This window comes from Curtobacterium sp. Csp1 (genome assembly GCF_013347185.1).
This window is the reverse complement of sequence record NZ_CP054594.1, coordinates 3,873,140-3,890,758: the sequence shown is the minus strand read 5'-3', so window position 1 is coordinate 3,890,758 and position 17,619 is coordinate 3,873,140. Positions and strand designations below refer to the sequence as shown.

20 protein-coding genes and 1 pseudogene are annotated in these 17,619 nt (G+C 72.6%); 12 read left to right on the top strand and 9 right to left on the bottom strand.

The window, feature by feature from the left end:
- Positions 1-26 precede the first annotated feature (26 nt).
- Together HUN58_RS18710 and HUN58_RS18705 are read right to left on the bottom strand one after the other, a co-directional pair.
- Positions 27-1,067: an AraC family transcriptional regulator gene (locus HUN58_RS18710; RefSeq protein ID WP_180224864.1), complete on the bottom strand. Its 1,041-nt coding sequence runs from the start codon at positions 1,065-1,067 to the stop codon at positions 27-29.
- Positions 1,068-1,117: 50 nt separating this feature from the next.
- A complete protein-coding gene (locus HUN58_RS18705) occupies positions 1,118-2,080 on the bottom strand; it encodes a sugar-binding transcriptional regulator (protein WP_058743281.1) in 963 nt (320 codons plus the stop codon).
- Positions 2,081-2,269: 189 nt separating this feature from the next.
- Here HUN58_RS18705 and HUN58_RS18700 point away from each other — a divergent pair, with 189 nt between their 5' ends.
- Positions 2,270-3,961, top strand: coding sequence for a glycerol-3-phosphate dehydrogenase/oxidase (locus HUN58_RS18700; RefSeq protein WP_208745663.1), 1,692 nt, complete (start codon positions 2,270-2,272; stop codon positions 3,959-3,961).
- A gap of 191 nt (positions 3,962-4,152) precedes the next feature.
- Here the strand turns inward: HUN58_RS18700 and HUN58_RS18695 are convergent, their stop codons facing one another.
- The gene (locus HUN58_RS18695; RefSeq protein ID WP_368075768.1) at positions 4,153-4,662 is read right to left on the bottom strand and encodes a histidine phosphatase family protein; all 510 of its coding nucleotides are present in this window, start codon (positions 4,660-4,662) and stop codon (positions 4,153-4,155) included.
- The gene (ykgO, locus tag HUN58_RS18690) at positions 4,641-4,763 is read right to left on the bottom strand and encodes a type B 50S ribosomal protein L36 (protein WP_058743312.1); all 123 of its coding nucleotides are present in this window, start codon (positions 4,761-4,763) and stop codon (positions 4,641-4,643) included. The genes HUN58_RS18695 and ykgO overlap by 22 nt, the downstream gene beginning before the upstream one ends.
- Before the next feature lie 58 nt (positions 4,764-4,821).
- Between ykgO and HUN58_RS18685 the strand changes: the two genes are divergently transcribed.
- Entirely contained in the window at positions 4,822-5,859 is a 1,038-nt protein-coding gene (locus tag HUN58_RS18685; RefSeq protein WP_180224861.1) for a GTP-binding protein, read from the top strand.
- A 103-nt stretch (positions 5,860-5,962) separates the two neighbouring features.
- Here HUN58_RS18685 and HUN58_RS18680 read toward each other — a convergent pair whose 3' ends face one another.
- Entirely contained in the window at positions 5,963-7,408 is a 1,446-nt protein-coding gene (locus HUN58_RS18680; RefSeq protein WP_208745662.1) for an MFS transporter, read from the bottom strand.
- A gap of 190 nt (positions 7,409-7,598) precedes the next feature.
- Here HUN58_RS18680 and HUN58_RS18675 point away from each other — a divergent pair, with 190 nt between their 5' ends.
- Positions 7,599-8,135, top strand: a complete 537-nt coding sequence (locus HUN58_RS18675; RefSeq protein ID WP_180224860.1) for a DinB family protein — start codon at positions 7,599-7,601, stop codon at positions 8,133-8,135.
- Positions 8,136-8,198: 63 nt separating this feature from the next.
- Here HUN58_RS18675 and HUN58_RS21145 read toward each other — a convergent pair whose 3' ends face one another.
- From HUN58_RS21145 to HUN58_RS20975, 4 genes and pseudogenes are all read right to left on the bottom strand, one after another.
- Positions 8,199-8,606 (bottom strand): sugar-binding domain-containing protein, encoded by a 408-nt coding sequence (locus HUN58_RS21145; protein ID WP_368075808.1) that lies wholly within the window; start codon positions 8,604-8,606, stop codon positions 8,199-8,201.
- 323 nt (positions 8,607-8,929) lie between these two features.
- Positions 8,930-9,028 (bottom strand): annotated as a pseudogene (locus tag HUN58_RS21140) (sigma factor-like helix-turn-helix DNA-binding protein); the annotation flags it as partial.
- 131 nt (positions 9,029-9,159) lie between these two features.
- Positions 9,160-9,672: an SDR family oxidoreductase gene (locus tag HUN58_RS20980; RefSeq protein ID WP_302694677.1), complete on the bottom strand. Its 513-nt coding sequence runs from the start codon at positions 9,670-9,672 to the stop codon at positions 9,160-9,162.
- Entirely contained in the window at positions 9,564-9,953 is a 390-nt protein-coding gene (locus HUN58_RS20975) for an SDR family NAD(P)-dependent oxidoreductase (RefSeq protein WP_302694676.1), read from the bottom strand. The genes HUN58_RS20980 and HUN58_RS20975 overlap by 109 nt, the downstream gene beginning before the upstream one ends.
- A gap of 203 nt (positions 9,954-10,156) precedes the next feature.
- Here HUN58_RS20975 and HUN58_RS18660 point away from each other — a divergent pair, with 203 nt between their 5' ends.
- From HUN58_RS18660 to HUN58_RS18630, 9 genes are all read left to right on the top strand, one after another.
- The gene (locus HUN58_RS18660; RefSeq protein WP_302694675.1) at positions 10,157-11,215 is read left to right on the top strand and encodes a zinc-binding dehydrogenase; all 1,059 of its coding nucleotides are present in this window, start codon (positions 10,157-10,159) and stop codon (positions 11,213-11,215) included.
- 33 nt (positions 11,216-11,248) lie between these two features.
- On the top strand, positions 11,249-11,485 hold the full coding sequence (locus tag HUN58_RS20700; protein ID WP_254631551.1) for a hypothetical protein: 237 nt from the start codon (positions 11,249-11,251) through the stop codon (positions 11,483-11,485).
- Positions 11,452-12,402, top strand: coding sequence for an MFS transporter (locus HUN58_RS18655; RefSeq protein ID WP_254631550.1), 951 nt, complete (start codon positions 11,452-11,454; stop codon positions 12,400-12,402). Before HUN58_RS20700 ends, HUN58_RS18655 begins: the two co-directional genes overlap by 34 nt.
- Before the next feature lie 180 nt (positions 12,403-12,582).
- Positions 12,583-12,804, top strand: coding sequence for a hypothetical protein (locus HUN58_RS21135; RefSeq protein WP_368075767.1), 222 nt, complete (start codon positions 12,583-12,585; stop codon positions 12,802-12,804).
- Positions 12,805-12,808: 4 nt separating this feature from the next.
- On the top strand, positions 12,809-14,167 hold the full coding sequence (locus tag HUN58_RS18650) for a dihydroxyacetone kinase subunit DhaK (protein ID WP_368075766.1): 1,359 nt from the start codon (positions 12,809-12,811) through the stop codon (positions 14,165-14,167).
- Complete coding sequence (locus HUN58_RS18645) at positions 14,164-14,649, top strand: ribose-5-phosphate isomerase (protein ID WP_058743379.1); 486 nt, start codon at positions 14,164-14,166, stop codon at positions 14,647-14,649. The genes HUN58_RS18650 and HUN58_RS18645 overlap by 4 nt, the downstream gene beginning before the upstream one ends.
- Positions 14,650-14,767: 118 nt before the next feature.
- On the top strand, positions 14,768-15,835 hold the full coding sequence (locus tag HUN58_RS18640) for a sigma-E factor regulatory protein RseB domain-containing protein (RefSeq protein ID WP_180224857.1): 1,068 nt from the start codon (positions 14,768-14,770) through the stop codon (positions 15,833-15,835).
- Positions 15,832-16,842 (top strand): ABC transporter ATP-binding protein, encoded by a 1,011-nt coding sequence (locus tag HUN58_RS18635; RefSeq protein WP_114849806.1) that lies wholly within the window; start codon positions 15,832-15,834, stop codon positions 16,840-16,842. The genes HUN58_RS18640 and HUN58_RS18635 overlap by 4 nt, the downstream gene beginning before the upstream one ends.
- A complete protein-coding gene (locus tag HUN58_RS18630) occupies positions 16,829-17,611 on the top strand; it encodes an ABC transporter permease (RefSeq protein ID WP_208745659.1) in 783 nt (260 codons plus the stop codon). Before HUN58_RS18635 ends, HUN58_RS18630 begins: the two co-directional genes overlap by 14 nt.
- Positions 17,612-17,619: the final 8 nt, after the last annotated feature.

Below are 17,619 nucleotides of genomic sequence, written 5' to 3'. Positions count from 1 at the left end.
GCCGTCGACCGAGCACGTGCCCGGGATCAGCGGGTGCGGAGCGACTCGCTCGGGAGCTCGCCGAACCGGGCCCGGTAGGTCGCCGAGAACCGTCCGAGGTGCCCGAAGCCCCACGCGCGGGCGATCTCCGCCACGTTCGTGGCGTCCCGGTCCGCGCGGAGCAGGTCCACCCGGGCACCGTCGAGCCGGACGCTCCGGAGCAGGTCGCCCGGCGTCTGGTCCAGGTGGCGCCGGAGCGACTGCTGCAGGCCACGGGGGCTGAGCCCGGCGGCCTCGGCGATCTCGGTCGTCCCGATGGGTTCGCGGGCGTGGGCGTGCACGTACTCGAGCGCGCGTCGCAGCCGGTCGTGCTCGGGCCCCGAGCCGGTGACGGACGAGCGCCAGCGATCCCGTCGCGGGAACGCCTGCACGGCGGCGGCGACGAACGACTCGGCGATCGACCGCTGCACGATCGGCGTCAGGTCGTGCTCGACGTCGAGCCAGGTGCCGGAGTGCGCGCGGACGACGGACTGCCAGGCGCGCAGTCCCTCGGCCGTCGGACGACGCATCGGCTCGAACGCGAAGTCGTCCTCGCCGACCACCGACCGCACGAAGTCGCGGTCGAGGTGCACGAGGTTCAGCCCGATGTCCCGGTGGTGCAGCGCGTACGCCTCGGCGAAGGGCAGCACGACGGGGACGCCGGGCTCGAGCGCGTGCTCGCGTCCCTGGAACGTGATCGTGCTCGTGCCCGAGCGCATCCACGCGACGAGGAACTCGTCGTCGACCAGGCTCTCGGTCTGCAGGTCGACCAGCAGCCGCGAGGACCGGAGCGACATCCGCGCGTCACCGACGCCCGCGAAGTCCCAGTGCTGCTGCGTGTGCGTCCGGCGGACGCGAGGCGCCCGGAAGTCGTAGTCGCCCGTGAAGAAGGCGAGGGCTTCGTCGATGTCGGTCCCGGCGAGGCGGCGGAAGTAGCGGGCGCCACGGCGCCGACCGTCGTCCTGGCGGCTGGCATCGGTGGCGTCCGGCGACGTCGGGACACCCGGAACGGGCGCCGTCGGCGGCTGGGTCGCACGAGTGAACACCATGCACCGGAGCCTAGGGCGGACCACCGACATCGAGTCGGTCAGGAACTGACCTAGGGCTGCAGGATCGCCTGCCCGACGCTCTCGTCCAGGATCAGGTCGGTCACGAGTCCCGCGGCGAGGGCGCCCTTGAGCGACGCCGCCTTCCCCCGGCCCGCGACGACGCACACCCGGCGGGGCGCCCGCTTGATCGTGTCGAGGTCGGGTCCGCCGGCGCGCGCGTTCACGCCGATGTCCTTCCACGACCCGTCCGCCCGGTAGAAGACCGTCGAGACGTCGCCGACGACCTCGGCCTGCGCGAGCTCGTCGCGGTCGGCCGGGTCGAGGTACCCGCCGGAGTACACGTGCGAGGGCACCGGGGCCTGCGGCGCGCCGACACCGAACACGACGAGGTCCATCCGCTCGTGCAGGTCGAGCACGCGGCGGATGGAGCGCTCGCGGAAGAGCATCTCCTTCGTCGCCGGATCGTCGAAGAACGCCGGGACGGGGAACTGCTGCACGAACGCGCCGTACGCCTCGCCGAACCGCCGCAGGATCTCGGACGCGTAGACGATGCCGGTCGTCCGGGTGTTCGCCGCACCGTTGATCTGCACGACGGTCGAGCCGTGGGTCGTCTTCGGCACGAGGTACCGGCTCACCGCACTCACGGTCGAGCCCCACGAGATGCCGACCACCATGTTCGACTCGACGTACTGCGTCAGGATGCGCGCGGCGGACAGGGCGACACGCTCGAGCCGGTCGACGTCGCTCGTGTGGTCCGGCACCGGCACGACGTGGGCGTGCACGCCGAACCGCGCCCGGATGTTCCGGCTGAGCGCTGCCGCCTGGTCGAGCGGCGAGCGGATCTGGATGTCCACGAGCCCGGTGTCCCTGGCGTACTTCAGCAACCGCGAGACCGACGACCGCGAGGTGCCGAGCTCGTCCGCGATGGCGTCCATCGTCAGGTCCTGCAGGTAGTACAGGTGTGCGGCGCGCAGCGCCTGCTGGGTCCGCATCGGCTGCGCAGCATCGCTCATGGGAACCGAGCATGCACGGACGTGCACGGCCTCTGCAACCCCTGTCGCGCCTCCCGTCCGCTCCCCGGCCCCGTGCCGGGCCGCAGCGACAGGTGTGCTGCACGTTCGTGCACGTAGGTTGCCCGACCTCCCACCGAGGCGCACGATCGGAGTCGACCCCACGGAACCGACCCAAGGAAGCGACGCACCATGTCGAAGAAGACGCAGCCCCGGAACACGGTGACCGCGCTCACCGAGCGCCCCAACGCCCAGGTCCTCATCGTCGGTGGCGGCATCAACGGCATCGCCACCTTCCGCGACCTCGCCCTGCAGGGCGTCGACGTCGTGCTCGTCGAGCGCGGCGACTACGCCGGCGGCGCCTCGGCCGCGTCCAGCCACATGATCCACGGCGGCATCCGCTACCTGGAGAACGGCGAGTTCCGCCTGGTGCGCGAGAGCGTGCAGGAGCGCAACGGCCTGATCCGCATCGCGCCGCACTACGTGAAGCCGCTGCAGACGACGATGCCGATCTTCTCGACGTTCTCCGGCATCATGAACGCCCCGCTGCGCATGCTCACGCACAAGCAGCGCTCGACCAAGGAGCGCGGCGCCGCGCTCATCAAGATCGGCATGACGATCTACGACTCCTTCTCGCGCGACGGCGGCTCGGTGCCGAAGCACCGCTTCCTCACGAAGAAGGCCGCGCTGGCCGACATGCCCGCGCTCAACAAGGACCTGAAGTACACGGGCACCTACTACGACGCGTCCGTGCACGAGCCGGAGCGCCTGGCGCTCGACGTGCTCAAGGACGGCCTCGCCGCGGCGAAGGGCTCCGGCAGCGCCGCGACCGCCCGCTCCGTCAACTACGTCGAGGCAGCCGGCACCCGCGACGGCGGTGTCGTGCTCCGCGACCGCGAGACCGGCGAGGAGTTCGTCTTCTCGGCCGAGGTCGTCGTGAACGCCTCCGGCCCCTGGACCGACCTGACGAACCAGGCGTTCGGCGGCGAGACGAAGTTCATGGGCGGCACGAAGGGCTCGCACATCGTCGTCGACAACCCCGAGCTCCTCGAGGCGACGAAGGGCCGCGAGCTGTTCTTCGAGAACAACGACGGCCGCATCGTCCTCATCTACCCGCTGAAGGGCCGGGTGCTCATCGGCACGGACTACTTCTTCGGGCTCGTCAAGCACGTCTTCCCGCAGATCGCGCTCGACCGCGACCACATCGTGTACCGCTACTCCGGCATCCGCCCGCTCCCCCGCCACGAGGACACCGCACCCGGCTTCGTGTCCCGCGACTACCGGATCGTCGACACCCCGATCGCCGGCCTGCCCGGCACGACCGTGCTCTCGCTCGTCGGCGGCAAGTGGACCACGTTCCGCGCCCTCGCCGCGCACCTGTCCTCGGACGTCACGACGAAGCTCGGTGTGGACCGGAAGGTCGACACGACGGGCATGCCGATCGGCGGCGGCAAGGACTTCCCGACGACCGACGCCCAGCGCGCGCTGTGGATCAAGTCGCACCGGGACGGTCTCGACGAGCAGCTCGTCGACGGCCTGCTCGAGCGCTACGGCACCCGTGCGGCCGAGGTCGTGGACGTCCTGACCGACGGCCCGGTCGAGCCGCTCGAGTCCGACCCGTCGCTCACCCGCGCCGAGGTCGCGTACTTCGCCGAGCACGAGCAGGCGGTCCACCTGGTCGACGTGGTGCTCCGCCGCACGAACCTGGCGTTCGTCGGCGGCGTCACGATCGACCTGCTCGACGAGCTGGCCGACGTCCTCGCCGGGGTGCTCGACTGGACGACCGAGGAGCGCGCGGACGAGGTCCAGCGCACGCTCGACGTCCTGCGCGAGTCGCACGGCGTGATCGTGCCGCTGCACACCTCGGCGGCGCAGCCCGCGTAGTCGGTCGCGACCACCTCGGTCACGTCTGCTGCAGCGCGACGCCGCGCCCGGCGCCGAGACGCCGCCTCGCCCGCGAGACGCCGCCGGATCCGGCGGCGTCTCGCAGCGACGAATGCGTCTCGCCGAGCTAGAACCGCTCGCCGGTCGGGTCCTGCGCCGTGCGGTCGACGAGCTCGTCGCCACCGACCGGCTCACCCTCCCAGTCGACGAGGCGCCACCCGTCGGCGGTCGAGCCCTCGAGCTCGACGGGCGCTCGCCCACGTCCGGATCGCCGCGCCGTGGCTGACGACCGCGGCGACCGCGACGCCGGTGGCCTCGACCTGCCGGATCGCGCCCTCGTAGCGGGCGAAGAACTCCTCGCCGCTCTCGCCGCCCGGCATCCGGCTGGCCCGGTCCCCCGCCGACCAGCCGTGCACGGTCGAGATGTACAGCTGCACCGAGACCCGGTCGCGCTTGCCCTGGGTGTCGCCGGCCTCGATCTCGCGCAGCCCGGGGAGCACGACGGGTTCGGTCCCGAGCGCGGCGGCGAGGGGCGCAGCCGTCTGCTGGGTGCGGACCAGGGTCGAGACGAAGAGCCGCTCGATCCCGCGGTCGGCGAGGGCGTCCGGCAGCCGCAGGGGTCTGGCCGTGCCGGATGAGCAGGAGTCGCATGCGCCCCACCCTACGGACGGCCGGTGACCTATCCCTGGCGGGCCTTCCACCGCGGGTCCCGCTTGTTGATGACGTACACGCGGCCGCGGCGTCGCACGATCTGCGAGCCGGGGATCTTCTTGAGCGCCTTGAGCGAGTTGCGGACCTTCACGGGTCTCCTTCCTGCACCGACTCCTTGTTGAGAACGGTTGTCATGTAGGCTACCCGACATGCGCCCTGCAGCAACCACCCTCGTCACCGCCCTGCACGATGCCGACGCAGTCCGCGTCGCGCGCCGGATCGGCAGCGGCCACCGGATGCACGTCCAGGGCGATGCCCTCGCGGCGGCCAGGGGCATCGCCGCGCGACGCGACCAGCTCGACCGCGTGTGCGGACCGGACGCCGACCACGACCTCGTCGTCACGCTCGCGCCGGAGGTGGACGTCCGCGCGGTCGGGATGCTCCTCGCGAACGCCGCCCGTTCGGAGACCGGCGACGACCGGGTCCTGCGCCACGTGGTCGCCGTGCTCCGGGCGGACGACGTCGCCCACCTGCTCTGGTCGGACGTGGACGACGCCTTCGCGGCCGCTGAGCGCGTGGTGGCCCTCGTCGAGTACGCGACCGTGGTCGCGCTCGACCGACTCGAGCCACTCTCCGGCCGTCGTCGTCGGGCGCTCGTGGCGTTGCTCCACCGCATGGCTCCGCAGGCGGCGATCGTCGCGGCACCCGCCGTCAGGGGGCCGCTCGACCTGCCGGCGTCGAACGGCGGCGCCGCCCGCCTGCTGGCCTCCGGCGCCGGCTGGATGCGCGCACTGTCGAGCGACGCCGGCCGGACCGACACCGGGCGAGGGCCGCAGGACGACCTGGTGACGATGCGGTACCGCGAGCCGCTGCCGTTCCACCCCGGGCGACTCGCCGACGTCATCGCGAACGACCTCGCCGCGGGCGCGAACGGGCGGGTCCTGCGCTCGAAGGGGTTCTTCCGACTGGCCTCACGGCCGGACCACGTCGGCTCGTGGTCGAGCTTCGGTGCGATGCTCGCGCTGGACCCGACCGCGAACCCGTCGTGGGACGAGGACGCGCCGGTCGGTCAGGCGATCTGGTTCGTCGGCGAGCGCCTCGACGTGCACGTTGTCGAACGCGCGCTGGACGGCGCACTCCTCACGTCGGAGGAGCTGCTCGCCGGGCCGGACGTCTGGCGTCGGTGGCCGGACCCGTTCCCGGTGTGGCCGGCGCTCGACCCCTCACACGGACACCGGCACGACTGACCGGTGTGCGACGTCGCACGCGTCGATCGACGCGTGCGTCGTCGCAGACCGCGCGCCGTGCTCCGGACGACCGGCGCCCCGGGACGACCGGCGCTGCACGCCCTCAGCGCCGGGCGGTCTCCGCGATCCCGTCGTGCGCCGCGAAGGGCAGGTCGCCCAGGTCGAGGTTCGGGTTCGTGTCCTGCGTGAGCACGAGCTCGCGCGCCTCGGCCTCGGACTCCACCGCGGGCATCGACCCCGGGAGCGGCCGCTGCGAGGACTCGCGCATGCAGAACACACCGATCGCCCCGACGATGCTCATCGCCACGAGGAAGTACGCCGGCGCGAGCTGGTCCCCCGTCGCGGTCAGGAGCGCCTGCACGATGAGCGGCGTCGTTCCACCGAACACCGCGATGGCGATGTTGTAGGCGAAGCCCATGCCCCCGTACCGGGTCGACGTCGGGAAGAGCGCCGGCAACGAGGCCGCCTGGTTCGACACCCACAGCGCGGTCATCAGCGCCAGCAGCCCGAGTCCGGCGAGGGTCGACCACTGCGCTCCGTGCCCGATGAGCAGGAAGGCCGGGACGGCGAGCACGACCGTGGTGCCGGCACCGATCCACATCACCGTGCGACGACCGATCCGGTCGGAGACGCGACCGGCGACCGGCAGCATCACCGCGAGCAGCACGAGCACGGGGATGGTGAGGAGCGTCCCGTCGATCGCCGAGTACCCCAGCGAGTCGGTCAGGTACGTCGGCATGTACGAGGTCAGCGCGTAGCCGACCGTGTTCGAGGCGCCGACGAGCATGATCGCGCCCTCGGCGGCCTCGCGGTCCGAGGCGGCGGCCTCCTGCGCCGCCTGGGTCGCCTGGAAGACCGGCGACTCCTCGATGCGCAGGCGGAACCAGATCGCGACGACGCCGATCACGCCGGCGAGCAGGAACGGGAGGCGCCAGCCCCACGCGGTCATCGTCTCGTCGCCGAGCGACACCTGCAGCACGGTCACCACGGTGGCGCCGAGCGCGAAGCCCATGTAGCTGCCGAAGTCGAGGATGCTCGCGAAGAAGCCGCGCCGACGGTCGGGGGCGTACTCGGTCACGAACGTGGTCGCGCCGGCGTACTCGCCACCGGTCGAGAAGCCCTGCGCGAGCTTCAGCACGACGAGCACGACCGGAGCGACCGCGCCGATGGTCGACCATGCCGGCAGCACTCCGATCAGGAACGTCGACGACGCCATCAGGATCAGCGTCGTGGCGAGCACCTTCTGCCGTCCCAGCCGGTCCCCCAGCCGACCGAACACGATGCCGCCCAGGGGTCGCGCGACGTAGGTCGCCGCGAACACCCCGAGGCTGAACAGGATCTGCACCGACGGCTCGGCCGTGGGCAGGAACACCTTGCCCATCGTGACCGCCAGGTAGCCGTACACCCCGACGTCGTACCACTCCATCGTGTTGCCGACGACCATCCCGCTGACGGCCCGGCGCATCATGCTCTTGTCGACCACCGTGACGTCGCTGACCCGCAGACGTCGGGGCGGTCGGGTGGTGGTACTGCTGGGGTCGGAACCCATACGCGATCTCCTCGTGGTGGGGACGGGCCGATCGGTACCGGCCCGGAACAGCCAGCAACGGTACCGAGCGACCGACATGTCACTGGCCGGGGATTCACAGGTACCGGCGTGTCACCCGGACGGGGGTCACGCCCGATCCGTACGACGGTGCCGATCGGCCCGAAGGTCACGACGCGGTAACGTCTGCCCCGTGGCGATCGAACCGGACACGAAGAACTGGACCTGGGTGATCGGGACCGCGTGCCCCGACTGCGGCTTCGACGGGGCGACCCTGGCGTTCCGCGACGTCCCGTCGGTCATCGCCGAGAACGCTGCCGCGTGGCCGGAGCAGCTGGCCCGTCCGGACGTCCGGCAGCGCCCCGACGACCGCAGGTGGTCGCCACTGGAGTACGGCGCGCACGTCCGCGACGTCCACCGGAAGATGACGGAACGGCTCCGGCTCGTGCTCGCCGAGGACGACCCGACCTTCCCGAACTGGGACCAGGACGCCACCGCCGCCCAGGACCGCTACGGCGAGCAGGATCCGGCGGTCGTCGCCCGGGAGCTCACCGATGCGGCCCGTGACGCGGCGGCCGCGTTCGCCGCCGTCCCCGACGGCGCCGTCGGACGGACGGGGCGGCGCTCGGACGGCAGCGCCTTCACGGTCACGACCCTCGCGACCTACTACGCGCACGACCCGGTGCACCACCTGTGGGACGTGCGTCGGACCGCCCACCGCACGGGGTGACGGACGGGAGGCGCGGTGCCGGCCCGCACAGCGCCTCCCGTCCGCCCCTGGTCGCCTCGCGACTCAGGCGAGTGCGTCGAGCAGGGCGCGCGCGGTCACGGCGTCGGTCACCAGCTCGTTGATCATGCCGGCACGGACGGCGCCGATGATGCTCGGCACCTTCGCCGACCCGACGGCGACGCCGACCGCGTGCGGGACGCCCGCGAGCACCTCGCGCGACGTCCGGACCATGCGCTCGCTGCCGGGGAACTCGATCGGCGACCCGTCGGCGGCGAAGAAGTTGAGACAGACGTCACCGGCGGCCTGGTCGAACACGGCGTCCTCGACCGGGATCCCCCGCGCCAGCGCATCGCGTGTGGGGGTCGGTGCGCCGACGCCCAGGATCGCACCCTTCGCCCGCCCCCACAGGCCGACGACGTGCTGGAAGGCGGGGTCCTCGTCGAGCGATGCCCGCATGGCGGCCGACGGCAGGGCCTGCGCGAACAGGAACGCCGGGATCGCGCCGGAGTGCTGCCGACGGTGGGGACGAGCTGCACGCCCGCGAGCTGCGGCATCCCGGTCTGCGCGACGTCGTAGACCGTCCGACCGGACGACACCAGGACCGCGTCGCCCGGGGTGAGCCCCATCCCCTCGACAGCGGTCGCGATCGGGGCGGCCAGGTCGGCGCCGAGCGTCGCCTGGTGCGTCACGGCCGCCAGGTGCACGGCGCGCAGCCCGAGCACGACCTGCAGCCGTTCGGCGAGCGCGACGGTCTCGTCCTGGAAGGGGTCCACGACGTCGATCCGGACGAGGCCGGCGCGGCGCGCCTCGGCGACCAGTCGGCTGACCGTGGGGCGCGAGACCCCGAGGCGCGAGGCGATCTCGACCTGGGTGGCGTCCTCGAGGTAGTACATCCGGGCCGCCTGGTAGACGGTGTCCAGCGGGAAACGGGCCCGCGACCCCTCGGCGCCGGTGGTGCTCTCGGAGGACATGCTGCGGCACCCTTCGGATCGGTCGGACACTCGGATCGTAGTCCGACCGAGGGTCACCGGATCGTGAACCCGCCGTCCACGCGGAGGTCGGCGCCGTTCACCATCGCGGCACCGTCGCTCGCCAGGAACAGCACCGCGGCGGCGATCTCGGCGGGGGTCGCGAAGCGGCCGGTCGGGATCTCGTCCTGGTGCCGGATGCCCGCCGCCTTCGCCCAGGCCGCACGACCCAGGTCGGTGAGCACGACCGTCGGCGAGACCGTGTTGACCGTGACCCCGCGCCCGCCCCACTCGAGCGCGAGCACCCGGGTCAGACCGAGGACGCCGGCCTTCGACGCGCAGTACGCGGCGTGCCGGTCGAGGCCGACGTGGGCCGCCTGCGACGCGATGTTCACGATGCGCCCGGTGCCGGCGGCGAGCATGTGCCGCCCGACTGCCTGCGCGAGCCGGAAGGTGCCCGTCAGGTTGACGTCGAGGGTGCGCGCCCACGCCCCGGCGTCGAGGTCCTCGGCGGCGTCGAGACCTGCTGGACCGCGGCCGCGACGGAGCCGTCGTCGGTGACGTCGCACGCGAGGCCGAGGTGCTCCCCGGCCGTGACGGCGGGCAGCTCGGCGGCGGCCGCCGCCGAGGGGTCCGCACGGACGTCGACGATGGCGACGCGGGCACCGCGGGAGGCGAAGGCGTGCGCGATGGCGTTCCCGATGCCGGACGCGCCGCCCGTCACGACCGCGGTCCGGCCGGTCAGGTCGTTCGTCAGGTCGACGGTCCCGGGACCGGGTCGCAGTGCCGCGGCGAAGTCGGTGGCGGTGGCGGTGTCGGTGCCGGTGGCGCTGTCGACGGCGTCGGTCATGGTCGCTCCCTTGCGATGGATCGGTGTGGTGTGGGAACCATAGCAGAAATTGTGTTCTGGACATCTGTTCCGACGCGTGTACAGTCGTCGCCGAATCATCGGAACGGGCGCCCCGCCCGGCTGACCAACGGAGGACCAGCACATGTCGACGGCGCGCCGTCGTGGTGCACGGGCCCGGTGACTACCGACTCGAGGAACGTCCGGTGCCGCAGCCCGGCCCGGGCGAACTGCTGCTCCGCACCGACGCCGTCGGCATCTGCGCGAGCGACCTGAAGTGCTACCACGGCGCCGCGAAGTTCTGGGGCGACGAGAACCGGCCGGCGTGGGCGGAGGCCGACCGGATCCCCGGCCACGAGTTCGTCGGGACGATCGTCGCCGGTGACGACGCCGCACTCGCGAAGCGCGGTGTGACGCTCGGCGACCGGATCGCGTGCGAGCAGATCGTCCCGTGCTGGGAGTGCCGGTACTGCCTCGAGGGTGCCTACTGGATGTGCGCCGTCCACGACATGTTCGGGTTCAAGGGCTTCGACGGTGCGATGGCCGAGTACGTGCTCGTCCCGGCGAAGGCCCTGACCCATCCGGTCGACCGCGCGCTGCCGGGCCAGGTCGCCGCCTTCGCCGAGCCGCTCTCCTGCGCCTTCCACGCCGTCGAGCGCGGCGAGATCAGGTTCGGCGACACCGTGGTGATCGCCGGCGCCGGCCCGATCGGCCTGTCCGCCATCGCCGGTGCCCGCCAGAAGAACCCGCTGCGGATCATCGCGCTCGACGTCGTCGACGACAAGCTCGCGCTCGCCCGCAAGGTCGGTGCCGACCTGACGATCAACATCGCGCAGGAGGACGCCGTCGCCCGGGTCAAGGAACTCACCGACGGCTACGGCGCCGACGTCTACATCGAGGCGACCGGTCACCCCTCCGCGGTGCCCCAGGGCCTGAACCTGCTCCGCAAGCTCGGCACGTTCGTCGAGTACTCGGTCTTCAAGGACGCCGTCTCGGTCGACTGGTCGATCATCTCCGACGACAAGGAGCTCGACGTCCGGGGCGCCCACCTCGGCCCGCACACCTGGCCGGCGGCGATCAAGCTGCTCGAGTCGGGCACGCTGCCGATGGACGAGATCTGCACGCACCAGTTCCCGCTCGAGGACTTCCAGCAGGCCCTCGACCTGGTGGGCGACTCCGCCGGCGCGTCGGTGAAGGTGTCGATCATCCCGTCGCTCTCGGCGCCCACCACGTCCGCCCCGACCGTGTCCGCCGCGCGGGCCTGAGCGCCGAGGAGTCCCGCGATGTGACTCGACCGGATGGGCATCCCCCGTCCGCTCGCCCTCGGCTTCGTCGCCGTGCTCGTCTTCATGACGGGCAACGGCGTCGAGTCGAACTTCATCACGCCGCACATGGTCGCGGTCCTCGGTAGCCCCGAGGCCACCGTCGCCACGATCGTGACGTTCTACAGCCTCGCCGCCCTCATCGGCAGCTACGTCTCCGGCGCCCTCTCGCCGTCTGGGTGGTCTTCGAGGTGCTGTTCCTGCTGGCGCTGAACGTCGAGAGCGTGCCCTTCGCCGCCGTCGCCTACGCCCTGCGCGGCTTCGGCTACCCGCTCTTCGCGTTCGCCTTCCTCAACGGCGCAGCGGTGGGGTGGTTCTACGTCGCCTTCACCGGTGGCCTGCCGACGCTCGGCTCCCTGTTCGCCATCGGGGCCGGTGAGACGGGCGCGATGATCGCCTCGATCGGCCTCGTGGTCGCCGGGTTCCTCATCATGCTGTTCGGCGTCCGCCTGCCGAACGGCTTCTCGCGGATCGCGCCGGCCGCGGAGAGCGCCTGGCGGGTCCTGACGAGCGGCATCCGCCTCACCGCGACGCGACCGAAGATCCTGATGGGCTTCCTCGTCCGCCTCATCAACACCGCACCCGAGTTCGGCATGTTCGTCGTGCTGCCCGCCGTGATCGCGAACGACCGCGGCTGGGGCCAGAGCCGCTGGCTGCTCATGACCGTCTGCGTCTACGCGACGAACATCCTGGTGAACGCCCTGTTCGGCTGGGTCGGCGACCGCATCGGCTGGCAGCGCACCGTCAAGTGGTTCGGCATCGTCGGCTCCGCGACCGGGCTCGTGGCCTGGTGGTACGTGCCGCAGCTGGTGCCCGCCGGGTCGGACTGGGGCTACGTGCTCTCGGTCGTGGCCGGCTGCGTGTTCGGGTGCCTGCTCGCGGGCTTCGTCCCGATGGGCGCGATCATGCCGGCGCTCGCTCCGGAGCACAAGGGTGCCGCGATGGCGATGTACACCACGGCCGCCGGCGGCGCGGCGTTCCTCGGCACCGGCGTCGTCGCAGCGGTCTTCGCGCTCGGCGGCGGCGGCCAGGCGGTCACCTGGACGTTCGTCGGCCTCTACGCCTGCGCGTTCGTGATGATCCACTTCCTCGACGTGCCGCAGGGGCGCCCGCACCGCGGCACCCGCTGAGGCACGCCGACCCGACCCCGGGCGGCGGTGGCCGTCCCACCGCCGCCCGGTCCCCCCGATGCGCACACCCCCTCACCGGCACGCGCGACCCCTCCGACCCGACCGACGCACCCGGTCGTCCGACCCGATCCTGACCCCATCCACCGGACCCCGGTCCACCGCACGACAGGAACGACCCCCATGACCACCATCCACGACGACCCCGAGGACTTCGCCGAGGACCAGCTCGCCGGCTGGCTCGCCCTGTACGCCGACCGCGTCCGCGGCGTGCACGGCGGCGTCGTCGCACTCCCGACGGAGGGCGCCGAGCGCCAGGTCTCGGTCCGGGCTTCGCCACCGGTGCCGTCGTCGGCAACGTCTTCACCTCGCCCTCGGCGGCGCAGGTCTACTCGGTCGCGGTGACACCATGAACTTCGGGCTCGCCGCCGAGCGGCTCCGCGCCGAGGGCATCGACACCCGGATCGTCGTCGTGACCGACGACGTGGCGAGCGCGGACGAGGTCACGAAGCGTCGCGGCATCGCCGGCGACTTCTCGGTGTTCAAGGCGATGGGTGCCGCCGCGGCCGCCGGCGCGGAGCTGGACGAGGTCGAGCGCGTCGGCACCGCCGCGAACGCCGCCGAGCCGCTCTTCTCGGTCCCCGACCGCCACCTCGGGCTCGGGCTCGGCATCCACGGCGAACCCGGCATCCAGGACGTCCCGGTGCTGCCGGCGCGGGACCTCGCCGCGCTGCTCGTCGAGCGTCTGCTGGCCGAACGACCCGAGGGCGCCGGACCGCGGGTGGCGCCGATCCTCAACGGCCTGGGCGACACGAAGTACGAGGAGCTCTTCCTGCTGTGGGGCCGGGTGCTGCCCCTCCTCGAGGACGCGGGGCTCGAGGTCGTCGAGCCCGAGGTCGGCGAACTGGTCACGAGCCTCGACATGGGCGGCTGCTCGCTGACGCTGCAGTTCCTCGACGACGAGCTCGAACGGTACTGGCGCGCCGATGCCTACACGCCGGCGTACCGCAAGGTCGCCGCCCCGGTCGCCGCGCTCGTGCCGGCCGCGGCCGTCACCGAGGCCGCTGCCGAGGCGACGGTCGTGCCGGAGGCGACCGGTGCCTCCCGGCGGGCCGCCGAGACCGCACGCGTCGCCGTCGAGGCGATGGACGTCCTGCTCCGCGAGCAGGAGGAGACGCTGGGCCGCATCGACGCGGTCGCCGGTGACGGCGACCACGGTCGCGGCATGGTCAAGGGCATCGGTGCGGCCCGTCGCGCCGTCGAGCAGACCGACCGGGAGGCCGGGGTCGCCTTCGTCCTCGGCCGTGCCGGTGAGGCGTGGGCCGCGTCGGCCGGCGGCACGTCCGGTGTGCTGTGGGGTGCGGCACTCGAGGCGTTCGGCCGCGCGCTCGGCGACGACGCCGAGCACGTGGACGCGGCCGACGTCGTCGCGGCCGCCCAGGCCTTCGCGGACTCGATCGTCCACCTCGGTGGCGCGTCCCGCGGTGACAAGACCCTGCTCGACGCCCTGATGCCGTTCGTCGACGAGCTGCGGTCCCGGGTCGACGAGGGTGCCGACACGGCGGAGGCGTGGCAGGCGGCGGCCGGGGTCGCGGTCGAGCAGGCGGCGGCCACGGCGGACCTGCGGCCGAGGGTCGGGCGTGCCCGGCCGCTGGCCGAGAAGAGCGTGGGGACGCCCGACGCGGGCGCCACCTCGATGGGGATGGTCCTCACGCGGATCGGCGAGGTGCTCGCGGTCCGCGCACGACGCGAAGGAGTGGACGCATGACGTACCGGTTGGTGGTGGGCTCCGACGACGCGGGCTTCGACTACAAGGAGGTCATCAAGCGTGACCTCGAGGCGGACGACCGCGTGGCGAGCGTCGTCGACGTCGGGGTCGACGCCGACGGCCACACGGCGTACCCGCACGTGGCGGTGGACGCGGCGCGGATGGTGGCGGACGGTCAGGCCGACCGCGCGATCCTGGTCTGCGGCACCGGGCTCGGGGTGGCGATCAGCGCGAACAAGGTCCCCGGCATCCGAGCCGTCACCGCTCACGACTCGTTCAGCGTCGAGCGCTCCGTGCTGTCGAACGACGCGCAGGTGCTCTGCATGGGGCAGCGCGTGATCGGGCTCGAGCTCGCACGGCGACTGGCGAAGGAGTGGCTCGGGTACGAGTTCGACTCGACGAGCGCGAGCGCCGAGAAGGTCGCGGCGATCTGCGGCTACGACGGCTCGGTGCCGGTCGGTACCGACGTCGGGAGGGCATGAGGGCGCTGGGTCCGCGGATCCCCAGCGCGCTGTCGGGTGCGCGACGTACGGTGCTCGCGCACCCGACGCTCCACGGCGACGCCGCTCGTGCACCCACCGCACCACCGAAGGGGACCCGATGAAGAAGTCAGCCTGGCTGCCCGCCGCGATCGCCCCGGTCGTCGTGGCCGGAGCGATCGCCGCGCCCGTCATCGCGAACGCCGCCGCCGACCCGGTCGCCGGCACGGACCCGAGCGCGGCGGACGTGCTCGCGAGCATCGCGGCGTCCCGGGACGCGCAGTACTCGGGCACGCTCTCGCAGACGAGCGACCTCGGCCTGCCGGAACTCCCCTCGGGCAGCGGTGGGTCCTCGCTCGAGGGTGGTGCGTCCGACGTCCTCGGGCTGCTCACCGCATCACACACCGCGCGCCTGTACGTCGGTGGCGAGGACGAACAGCGCTTCCAGCTGACGCAGCAGCTCGCCGAGCAGGACGTCGTCCGGAACGGGTCCGACGTGTGGACGTGGGACTCGGAGGAGCGCAAGGCCGTGCACCTCACGCTCCCCGCCGGTTCCGAGGGCCCCACGGCCGGCGCGACCACGCCGGCGCAGGCCGCCGAGCGTGCGGTCGCGGCGATCACACCGAGCACCCGGGTCTCCGAGCCGACGACGGTCCGCGTCGCCGGTCACGACGCGTGGCAGGTCATCCTGACGCCGAGGTCCGACGACACGCTGGTCGGCAGCGTCCGGCTGGCGGTGGACCAGCAGACCGGGCTCCCGCTCCGCGTCACGGTGACGGCGGCCGGGCAGGACGACCCGGCGTTCCAGGTCGGCTTCACGAGTCTCGACTACGGCGCACCCGACGCCCGACTGTTCGACTTCACGCCGCCGGCCGGCGCGGACGTCACGACGAAGGACCTCTCCGACGCGGGTCAGCACCGACCGAGCCAGCACGGGCAGTCACAGGGTGCCGGTGTCCGGCCGACGGTGACCGGGTCCGGCTGGGACAGCATCGTCGAGCTGCCGACCGGGGACTCCGCCCGGACGACCCGGGACCCTGACGCATCGGCACTCCTCGACCAGCTGACGAAGCCGGTCGACGGCGGCCGGGCGCTGCAGACATCGCTCGTCTCGGTGTACCTGACGGACGACGGCCGGGTGCTCGCCGGCGCCGTGCCGGTGTCCGCGCTGGTCGCCGCCGCGAAGTGACGGCAGCACCGCAGCCGGGCGAGACAGCGCGGCAGCCGGGCGAGACAGCGCGGCAGCCGGACGACGCGTCGTCCGAGCTCGCAGTCCGCACCGAGGGGCTCGTCAAGGTTTTCCGGAAGCAGCGGGCCGTCGACGGCATCGACCTGGCCGTACCGCGCGGGTCGGTCTTCGGGTTCCTCGGCCCGAACGGCTCGGGCAAGACCACCACGATCCGCATGCTCCTCGGACTGTCCTCGGCGACGAGCGGCACGATCGAGGTGCTCGGCCGACCGGTCCCGGGCGCTCTGCAGGAGGTCCTGCCCCGTGTCGGCGCGCTCGTCGAGGGCCCGGCCGCGTACCCGTACCTGTCCGGACGCGCGAACCTGCAGCGTTTCGACGTCGCCGACCCGAGCTCCGACCCGCGCACCCGTCGGGACCGCGTCGCGGTCGCCCTCGAACGCGTGGGGCTCACCCACGCCGCGGACAAGAAGGCACACGCCTACTCGCTCGGCATGAAGCAGCGCCTGGGGCTGGCGAACGCCCTGCTCGCGCCGCGCGACCTGCTCGTGCTCGACGAGCCGACGAACGGTCTCGACCCCCAGGGCACGCGCGAGGTCCGGAACCTCATCCGCTCGCTCGCCGACGACGGCACCACGGTGTTCGTGTCGAGCCACCTGCTCGCCGAGATCGAGCAGGTCTGCACGCACGCCGCCGTGATGCGGAGCGGACGCCTCGTGGCGCAGGGGTCCCTCGACGACCTGCGCGCCACCGGTGGCCGGACCGTCACCGTACGGACCCCGGACGTCGGCGAGGCCTCCGCGGTCCTCGTCCGGATCGGGCTCTCCCCCCGGCGCGACGCCGGTTCGGACGCCCTCGTCGCGGACCTGCCCGCCGACCTCGAGCCGGAGACCATCACGGCGGCGCTCGTCCGTGCCGACGTCCGCGTCCGTGGCATCGCGCTCGGCGGTGGCACCCTCGAGGACCTGTTCGTCGCGCTCACCGGGGAGGGCTTCGATGTCGCAGCTTGACACCGCGCACCGGCCCAGGCGACCGTTCGCCCTGCTCGGCTCCGAACTCGCCCTGGTGTTCCGCCGTCGACGGACCTGGGCGATGCTCGGCGCGCTCGCACTCGTGCCGGTGCTCATCGCGATCGCCGTCCGGCTGACCACGGACCCGAGCGACCGCGGCCCCGCGTTCCTCGGCGACATCACGAACAACGGGCTCTTCGTCGCCTTCACGGCGCTGACGGTGTCGATCCCGCTGTTCCTGCCGCTCACCGTCGGGGTGGTGTCCGGGGACACCGTCGCCGGCGAGGCGAACCACGGCACGATCCGCTACCTGCTCGTCGCACCGACCGGCCGGCTGCGGTTCATCGTCGTGAAGTACGTCGGGGCGGTCGCGTTCAGCCTGGCGGCGACGCTCCTCGTGGTGCTCGTCGGCGCGGCGATCGGCGCACTGCTGTTCCCGATCGGCCCGATCACGCTGCTGTCCGGGACCCAGGTCGACGGCTGGTCGTACGCCGGCCGGGCCGTGCTCCTCGCGCTCTACGTGACCCTGTCGATGCTCGGCCTGTCCGCGATCGGCCTGTTCGCGTCGACGCTCCTCGACCAGCTCCCCCAGCTCGACTGGTTGCACCCGTTCCTGTTCTCGCACCTGTGGCTCGGGTTCGGAGACCTGCTCCGCGACCCGATCGCGTTCGACTCGTTCGGGCAGAACGCTCTGCTGCAGCTCGGGTACGTCGCGGTGTTCGGCGCGCTGGCGTACGGCCGGTTCGCGACGAAGGACGTCCTGAGCTAGCGACGGTC

Coding starts and splice junctions, on each gene's coding strand:
- HUN58_RS18685 (WP_180224861.1), top strand. CDS start 4,822: ATGCGCCCTGCAGCAACCACCCTCGTCACCGCCCTGCACGATGCCGAC.
- HUN58_RS18630 (WP_208745659.1), top strand. CDS start 16,829: ATGTCGCAGCTTGACACCGCGCACCGGCCCAGGCGACCGTTCGCCCTG.
- HUN58_RS20975 (WP_302694676.1), bottom strand. CDS start 9,953: ATGACCGACGCCGTCGACAGCGCCACCGGCACCGACACCGCCACCGCC.
- HUN58_RS18705 (WP_058743281.1), bottom strand. CDS start 2,080: ATGAGCGATGCTGCGCAGCCGATGCGGACCCAGCAGGCGCTGCGCGCC.
- HUN58_RS18650 (WP_368075766.1), top strand. CDS start 12,809: ATGAACTTCGGGCTCGCCGCCGAGCGGCTCCGCGCCGAGGGCATCGAC.
- HUN58_RS21135 (WP_368075767.1), top strand. CDS start 12,583: ATGACCACCATCCACGACGACCCCGAGGACTTCGCCGAGGACCAGCTC.
- HUN58_RS18645 (WP_058743379.1), top strand. CDS start 14,164: ATGACGTACCGGTTGGTGGTGGGCTCCGACGACGCGGGCTTCGACTAC.
- HUN58_RS20700 (WP_254631551.1), top strand. CDS start 11,249: ATGGGCATCCCCCGTCCGCTCGCCCTCGGCTTCGTCGCCGTGCTCGTC.
- HUN58_RS18640 (WP_180224857.1), top strand. CDS start 14,768: ATGAAGAAGTCAGCCTGGCTGCCCGCCGCGATCGCCCCGGTCGTCGTG.
- HUN58_RS18680 (WP_208745662.1), bottom strand. CDS start 7,408: ATGGGTTCCGACCCCAGCAGTACCACCACCCGACCGCCCCGACGTCTG.
- HUN58_RS18710 (WP_180224864.1), bottom strand. CDS start 1,067: ATGGTGTTCACTCGTGCGACCCAGCCGCCGACGGCGCCCGTTCCGGGT.
- HUN58_RS18700 (WP_208745663.1), top strand. CDS start 2,270: ATGTCGAAGAAGACGCAGCCCCGGAACACGGTGACCGCGCTCACCGAG.